The following is a 13,169-nucleotide window of genomic DNA, read 5'->3' on the forward strand; positions in this document are numbered from 1 at the left end:
AAACCCACACTTTGGTTGATTTTTTGATAAAAAATTGCGGCTTTTTCACCTTTGACTACACTGAAAATGTCCGAATATCAGTTAGCGCAAGGCTCTTTTAAGAGCCGATTCCCCAGTGCCAGGTATGATGGTTTGTTGATACCTGGCTTTTTTATTGGTCGCCTCCCCTCCTTTCATCCCGTTTATCCAGTGAGAGCTGCTCATGAAAGTAGAGTTGATCGATGGCTTGCTCGATCACAGATGCTTGGCTGTCTTCAAGAGACATACACAGTTTTTGTAGTCGCTCAATATGAGCGTGACTGATCCAGCACTGTAGCCGAGTATGATTCTGCTGTTTTCGTTTCACATGCTGACGTTGCCGTTCAGCACAATTGTCGGGGGTTGCCACCTCGCCTTCATTGATTGCTACTTCTTGGCTCATAGGGTTGCAATGCTCCACTTTTGATTTTGTTATCTCTCACAAAAGCTCAGTATTGTTAGCTGCTGTGGCTGACGTTATTTCGAGCTCTTGAATGGTCTGGAAATATGCATTGATATCAATATGATGAAATTTAACATAAAAAAACAAGTGATGCAGTCTGCTATAACAAGCCATCCAGCGCATGATCCGCAAATTTATGGGCGTCATCAAAGTACTCTTGTAACGTCCGCATATCTTTATGGCGAGTGACTTCGATGATTTTGTTCATCGGTTTACCTGCGGTGACCGCTGAGGTGATAAAACCGCGACGTAAGCTGTGGCCACTGACGTAAAGATAATCGATAGAGTGGCCAGTTCGTCGTTTGATCATCAAGTTAATGCCTTGTGGTCCCAAGGGATCGGGGGTGATCTGGCCCCAACGATTCATTCGCCTAAACAGTGGCCCGCTATTGATCCTACTTTTTTTGAGCCAGTTATTCAGTGCCAATACGGGGCAATAATGTTTACCGGGGATCAGGGCTATCTCGGTTTCATGCAGCTGATGTTTACTTGGTTTGAGGCGAAGACGGATCCCCTGCCCTACAAAATCGAGATCACTGACTTCGATTCGTGCTGCCTCAGAACGGCGCAACGCGCCGCTAAACATTAAGAGCAGCAAGGTATGATCACGCAGACCTGCTAAATCATGGGTGTCGATACCATCCAGTACTTTAGCCAGTGGCTCAAGAGTCAAGGCACCGGTTTTACGTTTATGGTTATCCCCAAGCCGGACAATACCGCGCATCATCTCCTTGATATCGGGATGTTCAGTCGGCATTGGATGAATACCTTTCTGTTTGAAAGCGTAACGGATGCCTGCCAGCCGTCTGACTAAAGTGGCAGGTTTACGTGGTTCACCATGGCGAAGTTCTCCCTTCCCCTCTGCCTTATCCAACCATACCCAATCTGCCAATACGCCATCAGCTTGGTCAGCTAAAAAATTCATAATATGGTGATGGCTTGCTTGCAGTGGTTCCACCCCATGTAGTTGGCACCAAAAGACAAAAATGCGGGTATCAGCCTGATAGGCATTCAGGGTTGAATCTGCTTTAGCACTGCGTAAAAAGCGCCGAGCTCGACTATTTAGCTGAGCATCGAAAACGGTTTGCAGTGATGAGTAAGCGGAGCCTGAAATATCGGGGTATGTCACAAACAGTATGATTCATAAGGAGTTTGTGACGATCTTACAGGATCTTTCCTATACATCAAGTATCGATAATGAATATTATCGATACTTATAAGATCAGCAAAATACTCATCAGCTATTTCAACTTACTCATTACTCACTGTGGGTAACTCAGACCCTCGCTCTCGAGGCAATTGTGCCAATATTGCCACAACAACTCACCATGATGCGTGAGAGATAACAATGCCTTTTTATCGTAAATTTTAGGTAACGGGCCTCAGATTATCTCAAATAAAACAGCCCCGATGGGCGGGGCTGTGATGGTTACTGTTTTGCCCATTTAAATAAGGCAAAAAAGTTGTTCGTGGTAGCCTGTGCCAACTCAGTGAGCGGTATCTGCCGCAGATCAGCGATAAACTGAGCAACGTCACGCACAAATGCCGGTTCGTTCTCCCTCCCCCGGTGTGGGACGGGAGCAAGATAGGGCGAGTCGGTCTCGACCAGCAATCTGTCCAGAGGCAGCGCTTTGACGACATCTTGCAACGCCCCCGCATTTTTAAACGTCGCAATCCCAGAAATAGAGATATAAAACCCCATTGCCATTGCCGCCTGTGCCATTTCCAACGATTCGGTAAAGCAGTGCAATACCCCACCGACTTGCTCAGCACCCTCCTCGCGCATGATCTGCAAGGTATCTTGTTGGGCATCGCGGGTATGAATAATCAGCGGTTTGTTCAAGGCGCGGGCAACGCGGATATGTTCCCGAAACGAGGCCTGCTGCACTTCTTTATTTTCAGGGGAATAGAAGTAATCAAGACCGGTTTCGCCGATCGCAACCACACGTGGATCGGCCGCTTGGGTCAGCAGTAACTCAGCATTGACTCCAGGATCTTGGTTGAGGGGATGTACCCCGCAGGAGGCAAACACTTGGGGATAAGGCGCGATCGCCTCAAGCATGGTCGGAAACTGAGCTTGCGTCACACTGACGCAGAGAAAATAGCCCACATCACGGGCGGCAGCGTTGGCCAGCACGTCGGCCATACAGCTCTGTTTGCTGCCATAACTGAGACGATCAAGGTGACAGTGGGAGTCAACAAGTAACATAAAAATCCTTTATGACGAACGATGTCGAGATATTCACAACAATACGTTATACCGTTATAACCAGCGATTGAGCCAGTTCATCAGATGAATAGTGGGATTGGAGAGCTGCCCTGGCTGACAGGCTTCTTTCAACGCGACCAGTTGCTGCTCGGCATCAAGCAATGTCTCACTAGCATAGCGTTCGGCCAGTAGCTGGCTCTGAATCGCCAGATCCGGCATGGCCAATTGATGGTGGCTACAGCCGGCTTGGGTTTTCAGGGCATCACACAAAAAAAGTTGCACCCAGTGCAGGCGAACCTGAGTCTCTTCGGCAAGCTGATGGCATAACGCCATCACCTTGCTGGGCGTTGTGCCAAGTGCAATCAGATCTGCCAGCAGCTCACGGCGGGCATCATCTTGATGCTGCTCGATATATTCGAGCACGCGCAGCGGTGCTCCCTGACAGATCCGCACCTGTGTCAAGGTCGCCTGATGGCCTTGGTCGGCCAGCCACTGCAACGTCTCCCCTTCCACAGGTAACTGACAGACATGTTTGTGACAACGACTGAGAATGGTAGGCAGCAGATGGGAAACCTGAGAGGCAATGAGGATCAGCAGGCTATCACCGGCCGGCTCTTCCAAGGTCTTGAGCAGCGCATTGGCCGCAGACTCGGTCATCCGCTCTGCCCCTGAGATGATCACCACCTTGCCATGACCCAGTTGTGCTGAACGCTGTAACCGATGGCAAATATCACGAATGGCCTCGACGCCGATAGTTTTGCTTTCACGGCTGATGACACCAAGATCCGGATGATGGCCCTTGTCAAACAGTTGACAGGAGTGACAGTGACCACATGGTTCCCCCCCTTGTGGCTGCTGGCAAAGGTGCAAACATGCCAGCTTATCTGCTAACTGCTCTTTACCCAGGCCAGGATCACCAAGTAGCAGCCAAGCATGGCCAAGTCTACCGGCAACCGATGTCCGACTCAGCGTCTGCCAGTCAGGGATCAACCAGGGATACATAAATGGCTATCCAATACGGCATCGATCGCCGCGTTTACCTGCTCCGGCGTTTGCGCCGCATCGATCACCACAATGGCATCATCTTGGGCCGCCAGTTCAAGGTAGCGCGCTCGGGTGCGTTCGAAAAAGCTGAGCTGTTCCAGCTCAATACGATCCAACTCCCCACGATCGCGGGCTCGCTGCAAACCGAGGCTGGGATCGATATCGAGATAGAGAGTAAGGTCCGGCTTGAAATCACCCAGCACCGCTTGCTTGATAGCTCGGATAAGCGCGGCATCAATACCGCGTCCTCCCCCTTGGTAGGCTTGGGAAGAGAGATCATGGCGATCACCGACAACCCAGATCCCTTGAGCAAGAGCAGGCTTGATACGAGTCTCAACCAATTGAACCCGAGACGCGTACATCAACAACAGCTCGGCTTCAATGGTGAGAGGCTCATCGTGCACCTCTTTGACGATGGCACGCATTCGTTCCGCTAACGGCGTGCCACCGGGCTCACGAGTACACTCAAACCGTGCTATACCATGACGCTGTAAAAACGCGGTAACGTAACGCACCGCTGAGCTTTTCCCAGCCCCTTCCAATCCTTCGATCACAATAAATTTTGACATTAAGGCTTCTTCAATAGGTATTCACGCACCGCTCGATTATGTTCATCAAGGGTTTTAGAGAAATAGTGGGCACCGCCCCCTTTGGCGACAAAGTAGAGAAAGTCGGTCGAGGTTGGGTTTAATGCAGCTTCAATAGATGCCTTCCCCGGCATAGCGATAGGCGTAGGCGGCAGTCCATCAATCACATAGGTGTTATAAGGGTTGTTGTCAGTCAGGTCGCTACGGCGAATATTACCGTCGTAACGATCTTTGACCCCATAAATCACGGTAGGATCGGTCTGCAGTTTCATGCCTAGCCGTAAACGATTAACAAACACCGAGGCAATTTGCGCTCGTTCATCTGGCAGCCCCGTCTCCTTCTCAATAATAGAGGCCATGATCAAGGCTTCGTAAGGGGTTTTATAAGGCAGATTTGCTTGGCGTTTTTCCCAGCTCTGCTGCAAAAAGGTCGCCATCTCTTGGTGAGCCCGGCGCAAAATCGAGAGATCACTGGCATGAGTGGTATAGGCATAGGTTTCTGGTAAAAACCACCCTTCCAGCTGACCATTCTCAATCCCCAGTTCGTGGGCAAGATCAACATCAGGTTGTTCGGCGAGCAACCGTTCAAGATAAGGTGCGCTAGCAAGCTGCTTTTGCCAATCTTCAAAGCGGGAGCCTTCCACAAAGGTCAGGCTAAAATGGAACTCTTTACCCGAAGCAAATAGAGAGAGAGTCTCCTTGAGCGATGCCCCCTCTTTAATTTCGTAAGTGCCTGACTTGATGGCCACTAATTCAGGGTGGCCACGTAGCCAAAGCCGCACCGCCCAAGGGGTGATTTCGCTATCGGCGAGCTCTGCGATCAAGCGAGCGGCATGGGCGCCTTTCTCAACCGTAAAGAGGCGAGTTGGCCCCTTATTGGTCAGTACCTCTACTTGCTGCCATTTAGTATGTATATACCCCCCTGCGGTAGCAGCTATCAACGCAGCGCCCGCGAGCAAGGTGTAAAGCCGATTAAACTTCAAGGGCCAGACGCTCCTGTAAACGGCGACTCAATTCTGGTGCAGGATAATGCATATCGTCGATACTGTTGATTGGCACCACCCCCATCAGGGTATTCGTCAGCCACACCTCTTCTGCTTGCCAAAGTGACTCCAAGGGAGCCTCCACCACCCGTAACTCAATCCCCATCTGTTTGAGCATCGCCATTATCTGCCGGCGCATGATGCCATCGATCCCACAGCGGTTCAGATCTGGCGTGAAAACAGTCTTACCGCGACGCCAAAACAGGTTCGCACTGACAGCTTCAACTAATACACCACGGCTGCTCAGTACTACTCCTTCGACTGCTCCTGCGCAAACAAGTTCGTTTTTGAGCAACACCTGTTCCAACCGGTTCAAGGTCTTGAGCCCAGCCAGCATGGGAGCATCACCGATCCGTTGGCGGCAGACCATCATATTGATCCCCGTATGGCGCCAGCTAGCATACTGCGTTGGAAAGGGGGCTAGCGAAAGAATACGAGTTGTTTGTTGGCACCCGCTGCCATCATAACCACGCCCCCCCTCCCCTCGGGTCAGGATCACCTTAGCAACACACTGCGCCTCACCTACGACAAGTTGCTCTAGCTCCTGCGTCAGCTGGTGCCAATCCGGTTCGACCATTCCTAGGCGCTGGCAACCCTGTTGTAACCTAGCCAAATGAGCCGCCCATTGCAGCACTCGCCCTTCCTTGACGGCCATGGTGGTAAAGTGTCCATCACCATAAGCTAGCCCGCGGTCATGAGCCGAGATGGTATCGAGTGTCATTCCATTGATAAGCAAAGTGATCCTCCGATAAAAAAGGCCCGATACTGGCAGTATCGGGCCTGTCTTATTGCCCGCGGGCAATTATACGCGTTTGAAGATCAAGGAACCATTGGTACCGCCAAAACCAAACGAGTTGGAGAGGGCATATTCAAAGTTGCCCGGCTTGGCCACGTGGGGAACCAGATCTAAATCACACTCATCATCAGGGTGATCCAGATTGATGGTCGGTGGAGCGATTTGATCACGCAATGCCAATACCGTGATGATCGCTTCGATGGCACCCGCAGCACCCAACAGGTGACCGGTCATCGATTTGGTCGAGCTGACCATCAGCGACTTGGCATGTTCACCAAATACTGCTTTCATACCACGCAACTCAGCCACATCACCGAGTGGGGTGGAGGTGCCGTGGGCATTGATATACCCGATCTGCTCGGGGGCAATGCCGGCATCCTTGATGGCATTTTTCATGGCACGGGCGCCACCGTTACCATCAGCAGGAGGCGCAGTCATGTGGTAGGCGTCACCGCTCATGCCAAAACCAACCAGTTCAGCATAGATCTTGGCGCCACGGGCCTTGGCATGTTCATACTCTTCCAGCACCAGTACCCCAGCACCATCACCCAGCACGAAACCATCGCGGTCCTTATCCCACGGACGACTGGCCTTGGTCGGCTCGTCATTACGATTAGAAAGTGCTTTAGCCGCCGCAAAGCCCCCCATCCCCATCGTGGTAGAGGCTTTTTCCGCTCCTCCAGCCACCATGACGTCAGCATCGCCGTAAGCGATCATCCGCCCCGCCATCCCAATCGCATGAGTACCTGTGGTACAAGCGGTGGTCACGGCAATGTTCGGCCCTTGCAGACCTTTCATGATGGAAAGATGGCCTGACACCATATTGATAATGGTTGAGGGTACAAAGAAGGGACTCAGCTTGCGTGGACCACCGTTGAGCAGGCTGCTGTGGTTTTGTTCAATCAATCCTAAACCACCGATACCAGAACCGATTGCCACACCCATCCGCTCGGCATTCTGCTCATTAATGTCGAGCTCGGCATCGTTCAGTGCCTGAATACCTGCGGCAATACCGTACTGAATAAAGAGATCCATCTTGCGAGCTTCTTTACGGTTAATACCGTACTGCTCAGGATCAAAATCCTTGACCAAGCCTGCGAAGCGGGTTGCAAACTCGCTGGCATCAAAATGTTCGATGAGGGAAATGCCGCTCTGCCCGTTAAGTAGGGCTTGCCAGCTGGTTTCAGCAGTGTTGCCTACCGGGGAAAGCATCCCCAAGCCGGTCACCACGACTCTGCGTTTTGACACTGAGGTAGTCTCCGAGAGGTGTTTTAAAGAGGAGTAAATGCAAAAGAAGCGGCCCTTGGGCCGCTTCTTTCAGAACAGGAACTTATTCCTGATTAGCGGTGATGTAGTCGATAGCCGCTTGAACAGTGGTGATCTTCTCGGCTTCTTCATCAGGAATTTCGGTATCGAATTCTTCTTCCAGCGCCATTACTAATTCAACGGTATCCAAAGAGTCAGCGCCCAGGTCGTCGACGAAGGAGGCAGCGTTCTTAACGTCTTCTTCTTTGACACCCAGTTGTTCGATGATGATTTTCTTTACGCGTTCTTCGATGTTGCTCATGACCTGAATTTTCCTTTAAAAATACGCTATTGCGTCTGGTTGGGGTAGTTTATTCAATTGCTGTGAGTTTGCAAGTAGCTTGCCGCTGGTCAAACCACGAAAAGTGCCAAACTTCGGCGTACTATCGCAAATTTGAACAGAAATCACGACAAATTGATTACACCATGTACATCCCGCCGTTAACATGCAGGGTTTCACCGGTAATATACGCTGCCTCATCAGAAGCCAAAAATACCACAGCGGCAGCAATCTCTTTAGGATCACCCAAACGAGCGGCAGGCACTTGGCTCATGATGCCAGCACGCTGCTCTTCATTGAGTGCTTTAGTCATATCTGTCTCGATAAAACCAGGGGCAACCGCATTGACTGTGATGCCACGGGAGGCCACTTCACGCGCAAGCGATTTAGTAAAACCGACTAGCCCAGCCTTGGCTGCGGCATAGTTGACCTGACCGGCGTTGCCCATGGTTCCCACTACGGAGCCAATGCTGATGATGCGGCCATTGCGCTTCTTCATCATGGCGCGCAACACCGGTTTGCTCAGACGATAAAGTGAGGTCAGATTGGTATCAATGATCTCGTTCCACTCGTCATCTTTCATCCTCATCAACAAGTTGTCGCGGGTGATCCCTGCATTGTTGATCAAAATATCGATGTCACCAAAACGCGCCTTGATGGCGGCAAAGACAGCTTCGATGGATTCTTGGCTGGTGACGTTCAGTGCCATGCCGCAGCCATTGTCGCCCAAGTAGGCGCTGATCGCCTCGGCACCACTCTCGCTGGTCGCCGTGCCGACCACTTTCGCGCCACGGGCCACGAATGTCTCGGCAATCGCACGGCCGATGCCACGACTGGCACCGGTCACCAACACAACCTTATCGGTAAAGCTCATCTATTGCTCCTGTTTAGTTAGCCTGGGCCAATGCCTGTTCGAAAGAGGCGACATCGTTGGCATGGATACCTTCCACCCGCTTGTCAATGCGCTTGGCCAGCCCAGTCAATACCTTGCCCGGTCCCATCTCAATCTCGAGGGTCACCCCTTCATTAGCCATCCGCTCGACCGTCTCGGTCCAACGAACTGGGCTGAACAGTTGACGCACTAAAGCCTGTTTGATAGCGGCCGGATCCTGTTCACAGGACACGTCGACATTATTGATGACCGCGATGGTTGGAACCTTGATCTCGATCCCGTCCAGCGCAGTTGCCAGTTTTTCTGCGGCGGGTTTCATCAGCGCGCAGTGAGACGGCACAGAAACCGGCAACGGCAACGCACGTTTAGCGCCCGACTCTTTCATAAGCACATTGGCGCGCTCAACGGCTTCTTTATGACCGGCGATCACCACCTGGCCCGGGGAGTTGAAGTTGACCGGCGAGACCACCTGCCCTTGCGCTGCTTTTTCGCAGTTGGCAGCGATGGCATCGTTATCTAGGCCGATGATGGCCGCCATGGCACCGATGCCTTCTGGCACGGCTTCCTGCATGGCTAGGCCACGCAGCTCGACCAGTTTGACCGCATCGGCAAAATCGAGTGCGCCACTGCAAACCAGCGCGGAGTACTCACCCAAGCTGTGACCCGCCATCATGGCGGGGGTTGCCCCACCCTGCTGCTGCCACAGGCGCCACAGGGCGACAGAGGCGGTCAGCAGCGCAGGCTGGGTACGCCAAGTCTTATTAAGCTCGTCGCTTGGTCCGGCCATCACTAAGGCAAATAGGTCATAGCCCAGTACTTGGCTCGCCTCGGTGAAGGTTTCCTTGATCACAAGATGTTGTTCAGCCAGCTCGGCCAACATGCCGACGGACTGGGAACCTTGTCCAGGAAAGGCAATGGCAAATTGAGTCATTGTTGATTCCTTTTAGATAAGACAAAAATGAAATCTGTGATGGGACGATGAATGCACCACCCCAGCGAAGATCAGAGGCGAACTAGCGCCGAGCCCCAAGCAAAACCGCCACCAAAAGCCTCCAGCAATACCAGCTGTCCGGGCTTGATCCGGCCATCTCGTATCCCTTCATCAAAGGCAATAGGGACAGAGGCAGCCGAGGTGTTGCCGTGCTTGTCGAGGGTCAGCACTACTTTGTCGAGTCCCATGCCCAGCTTCTTGGCGGTAGCGCTGATGATGCGGAAATTAGCTTGATGAGGCACCAGCCAGTCCAGCTCACTCGGCTCGATATTGGCTGCAGCTAGGGTTTCGGTGACGATTTCACTCAAACGGGTGACCGCCACCTTGAAGACATCATTGCCCTTCATATACATGTAGGCTTCAAGCTCTGCCCCTAGCATACCGCGACGAGGCTGAGGTAACTTAAGCAGTTCGCCATAACGGCCATCGGCATGGAGATGGGTGGAGAGAATGCCAGGTGTATCACTGGCACCAATCACAACCGCCCCTGCCCCATCACCAAACAGGATGATGGTGCCACGATCTTGCGGATCACACATACGGGACAGGACATCGGCACCAACGACCAGCACATGGCGAGCGGCACCTGACTTGACGAACTGATCGGCAATGGAAAGCGCATAAGTGAAACCGGCACAAGCCGCCGCCACGTCAAATGCAGGAATACTCGGTACGCCGAGCAGCCCCTGCAGTTCGCAGGCAGCAGCGGGGAAGGCATTTTCAGCACTAGTGGTGGCCAGCACGATCATATCGAGATCGGCAGCGTTCAGACCCGCTGCATTAAGGGCCCGCAAGGCAGCTTGGTAAGAGAGGGTGGCAACGGTCTCGTCAACAGCGGCAATGCGGCGCTCACGGATACCGGTGCGTTCCACAATCCACTCGTCACTGGTTTCAACCATCTGTTCGAGGTCTGCATTTGTGCGCACGGCACTCGGCAGATAACTGCCAGTACCCAGAATTTTACTATGCATAGAGTTTTTATCGGTCCCTGTCGGAAAAGACAGCTTCAAGGCGATCTGCTATTTGCAGTGGAAGTTGATGTTTGGCCTCTTGTGCGGCCAGCAGAATCGCGTTATATAGAGCGCGCCGTTCTGCCCGCCCATGGCTTTTTACCACAATTCCGCGCAATCCTAACAGACTTGCTCCGTTATACTGGTCGGGGTTCAGGTATAAAAAACGCCGTTTGAACATAATTTCGGCGATAAAACCAAGAAAACTACGTTTTTTGCGGGGATATCCTGCCAGCGCCGCCATCATCCGCACGACCCCCTCAGCGGTCTTAAGTGCGACATTGCCAACGAAACCGTCACAGACGATCACGTCACACTCCCCGCTAAAGAGATGATCCCCTTCGATAAAACCGACAAAATTGAGTGCCTGACACTGACGCAGCAAATCAGCACTGTGACGTACTAGTTTGTTGCCCCTGTTATCTTCCGCCCCCACGTTCAGTAAGGCGACTCTGGGTGCGGTGACCCCCTCCACGGTTTGCGCCACGACAGAGCCCATAACGGCAAATTGCAACAACTCCTTTGCGTCACAATTGACATTAGCGCCAAGGTCAAGCATCACAGTACGCTGACCATTTAGGGTAGGCAGGGCTTTGATCAGAGCCGGTCGGTCTATGCCTGGTAACGCTTTGAGCACACACTTAGCCATAGCCATCAGAGCACCGGTATTGCCGGCGCTAACGCAAGCGTCAGCATCTCCACTTTTCACTAAATCAAGTGCGATCCGCATGGAAGAATCTTTCAACGTGCGCAAAGCAATAATGGGGTTATCGCCCATGCCAACCACTTGGGATGCATGTACGAAACGAACGCGGGAATGATTCAGCAAGCCATGTTGCTGCAGCAGAGAGGAGGTCTGATGTTGGTCACCGACCAGGATAAGTTTTAGCTGGGGTAAAAGAGACAGTGCCTGCACGGCGGCAGGCACTGTTTCCGAGGGGCCAAAGTCTCCCCCCATGATGTCTAGCGCGACAGTCTGCGTAGACAATGGCAATCCTTAAGCGATTACCTTTTTACCGCGGTAGAAACCATCGGCCGTCACGTGATGACGACGATGGATTTCGCCACTGGTCTGATCCACAGTCAGGGCAGCAGTGGTCAGCGCATCGTGGGAACGACGCATGCCACGCTTAGCTCGGGTTTTACGGTTCTGTTGTACGGCCATGGTAGGCTAACTCCTAAATTCACTTACGTTTAAGCGTTTCAAGAACTGCAAAGGGATTCGGGCGCTCATCAGCAGGCTCAATTTCACCCCAAGTCATCTCCATGTTCCCACGCGGACAGACATCCATAGAGTGCATGGCTACCTGTGGCAACGAAAGGATTATTTCATCCTCTAGGAGTTGATGAAGATCAATTTCGCCGTTTTCGTCCAACTCAATGGGCTCATAAGCTTCCGGCAGTTCTTCCTCGTTTGTTCTTTCGAACAGCGGAGTGTAGATAAATTCAGCTTCACAGAGATGTTCAAATGTTTCCCCACAACGCTGGCAAACCAGGTCAACCTTGGCATGGGCAGTGCCTTTCATAACGGTTAACGCTTGGACATCTTTACCAAAGTGCAGCGATACATCGATATCACTCCGTAAGCCAGCGGTTGACGCTTCCAATCTGGGCATCTGCGACTTTTCCACTATCCCGACATAATCGAGTAGCTTCGAGGCACTACGGACTGGATCAACCTTAACGGGCAACTTCACCTTTTGCATAGGGCGCGAATAATATAGGTCCAACAAGTGATAGTCAAAGGAAAAGGTCCTTACAGCCGATGATTTTAATAGCGCGGGCCACTACAATGTCGGCACTTGCTCACATCGGTAGCCGATTATGCCACAGAATCTGATCCTCGCCTCAACTTCTCGCTATCGCAAAGCGCTGCTGGAAAAGCTAGGCCTCCCGTTTGAATGTGCCTCACCTGATGTAGATGAACGTTCGTTGGCTGGCGAATCAGCCGAAGCGCTGGTAGCCAGACTGGCTTATGCCAAGGCTAATGTTATCGCAAAGCAACGTGATCACGGCTTAATCATCGGTTCTGATCAGGTGTGCGTGTGCGATGGCCACATCCTCGGCAAGCCAGGTACGCTCGACAATGCCGTCGCCCAGCTGATGGCGACTCAAGGGCGTAGTGTGACCTTTTACACAGGTCTATGCGTAGTGAACGCAGCCACTGAGGAAATTCATCAGTTAGTTGAGCCATTTACTGTCCATTTTCGCGCACTTACCGAATCCGCAATTCGCCGTTATGTCGAGGCAGAAATGCCACTTGACTGTGCTGGCAGCTTCAAATGTGAGGGGATGGGGATCGTGCTGTTCAACGCGCTGGAAGGGCGCGATCCCAACGCACTGATCGGCTTACCACTGATCGGTTTGATCGAGTTACTGAGTCTACACGGCATCGCCCTACCCTGATCCCTTGTTGCAACTATGCCAATAAAAAACGGAAGTCTTGGCTTCCGTTTTTTATATTTGGATGGCGACACTCGTCTTAGCCCTGCTAGGGGCTGTCGTCTTGAGCTGATTAATTTCGGTATAAT

Annotated in this window: 16 protein-coding genes; 1 reads left to right on the top strand and 15 read right to left on the bottom strand. The window is 52.1% G+C overall.

Annotated elements, in window-relative coordinates; translation table 11 throughout:
• Window positions 1-151 precede the first annotated feature (151 nt).
• From CUC53_RS10480 to yceD, 15 genes are all read right to left on the bottom strand, one after another.
• The gene (locus tag CUC53_RS10480) at window positions 152-421 is read right to left on the bottom strand and encodes a RepB family protein (protein ID WP_100294114.1); all 270 of its coding nucleotides are present in this window, start codon (window positions 419-421) and stop codon (window positions 152-154) included.
• 160 nt (window positions 422-581) lie between these two features.
• Entirely contained in the window at window positions 582-1,610 is a 1,029-nt protein-coding gene (locus CUC53_RS10485; protein ID WP_100294115.1) for a tyrosine-type recombinase/integrase, read from the bottom strand.
• 300 nt (window positions 1,611-1,910) lie between these two features.
• Complete coding sequence (locus CUC53_RS10490) at window positions 1,911-2,690, bottom strand: TatD family hydrolase (protein WP_100294116.1); 780 nt, start codon at window positions 2,688-2,690, stop codon at window positions 1,911-1,913.
• Between the two features lie 54 nt (window positions 2,691-2,744).
• Window positions 2,745-3,692: a DNA polymerase III subunit delta' gene (holB, locus tag CUC53_RS10495; RefSeq protein WP_100294117.1), complete on the bottom strand. Its 948-nt coding sequence runs from the start codon at window positions 3,690-3,692 to the stop codon at window positions 2,745-2,747.
• Window positions 3,677-4,303, bottom strand: a complete 627-nt coding sequence (gene tmk / locus CUC53_RS10500; protein ID WP_100294118.1) for a dTMP kinase — start codon at window positions 4,301-4,303, stop codon at window positions 3,677-3,679. The genes holB and tmk overlap by 16 nt, the downstream gene beginning before the upstream one ends.
• On the bottom strand, window positions 4,303-5,304 hold the full coding sequence (mltG, locus tag CUC53_RS10505; protein ID WP_167386733.1) for an endolytic transglycosylase MltG: 1,002 nt from the start codon (window positions 5,302-5,304) through the stop codon (window positions 4,303-4,305). The genes tmk and mltG overlap by 1 nt, the downstream gene beginning before the upstream one ends.
• On the bottom strand, window positions 5,294-6,100 hold the full coding sequence (gene pabC / locus CUC53_RS10510) for an aminodeoxychorismate lyase (protein ID WP_100294119.1): 807 nt from the start codon (window positions 6,098-6,100) through the stop codon (window positions 5,294-5,296). Before pabC ends, mltG begins: the two co-directional genes overlap by 11 nt.
• A 66-nt stretch (window positions 6,101-6,166) precedes the next feature.
• The gene (gene fabF, locus CUC53_RS10515; RefSeq protein WP_100294120.1) at window positions 6,167-7,408 is read right to left on the bottom strand and encodes a beta-ketoacyl-ACP synthase II; all 1,242 of its coding nucleotides are present in this window, start codon (window positions 7,406-7,408) and stop codon (window positions 6,167-6,169) included.
• 82 nt (window positions 7,409-7,490) lie between these two features.
• Window positions 7,491-7,727, bottom strand: coding sequence for an acyl carrier protein (gene acpP, locus CUC53_RS10520; protein WP_005300909.1), 237 nt, complete (start codon window positions 7,725-7,727; stop codon window positions 7,491-7,493).
• Between the two features lie 157 nt (window positions 7,728-7,884).
• Window positions 7,885-8,619 carry a 3-oxoacyl-ACP reductase FabG gene (fabG, locus tag CUC53_RS10525; RefSeq protein WP_100294121.1) on the bottom strand — a complete coding sequence of 245 codons (735 nt, stop codon included), beginning with the start codon at window positions 8,617-8,619 and terminating at the stop codon, window positions 7,885-7,887.
• 13 nt (window positions 8,620-8,632) lie between these two features.
• Window positions 8,633-9,568: an ACP S-malonyltransferase gene (gene fabD / locus CUC53_RS10530; protein ID WP_100294122.1), complete on the bottom strand. Its 936-nt coding sequence runs from the start codon at window positions 9,566-9,568 to the stop codon at window positions 8,633-8,635.
• Between the two features lie 71 nt (window positions 9,569-9,639).
• Window positions 9,640-10,599, bottom strand: a complete 960-nt coding sequence (locus CUC53_RS10535; protein ID WP_100294123.1) for a beta-ketoacyl-ACP synthase III — start codon at window positions 10,597-10,599, stop codon at window positions 9,640-9,642.
• A gap of 7 nt (window positions 10,600-10,606) precedes the next feature.
• Window positions 10,607-11,626, bottom strand: a complete 1,020-nt coding sequence (gene plsX / locus CUC53_RS10540; protein ID WP_100294124.1) for a phosphate acyltransferase PlsX — start codon at window positions 11,624-11,626, stop codon at window positions 10,607-10,609.
• Between the two features lie 9 nt (window positions 11,627-11,635).
• Window positions 11,636-11,803 carry a 50S ribosomal protein L32 gene (rpmF, locus tag CUC53_RS10545; RefSeq protein WP_005300935.1) on the bottom strand — a complete coding sequence of 56 codons (168 nt, stop codon included), beginning with the start codon at window positions 11,801-11,803 and terminating at the stop codon, window positions 11,636-11,638.
• Window positions 11,804-11,822: 19 nt separating this feature from the next.
• The gene (yceD, locus tag CUC53_RS10550) at window positions 11,823-12,344 is read right to left on the bottom strand and encodes a 23S rRNA accumulation protein YceD (protein ID WP_100294125.1); all 522 of its coding nucleotides are present in this window, start codon (window positions 12,342-12,344) and stop codon (window positions 11,823-11,825) included.
• 118 nt (window positions 12,345-12,462) lie between these two features.
• On the opposite strand from yceD, the gene CUC53_RS10555 reads away from it, so the two are divergent.
• Entirely contained in the window at window positions 12,463-13,044 is a 582-nt protein-coding gene (locus CUC53_RS10555) for a Maf family protein (RefSeq protein ID WP_100294126.1), read from the top strand.
• Window positions 13,045-13,169 lie beyond the last annotated feature (125 nt).

It is taken from the genome of Aeromonas cavernicola (assembly GCF_002795305.1).
GTDB lineage: Bacteria > Pseudomonadota > Gammaproteobacteria > Enterobacterales > Aeromonadaceae > Aeromonas > Aeromonas cavernicola.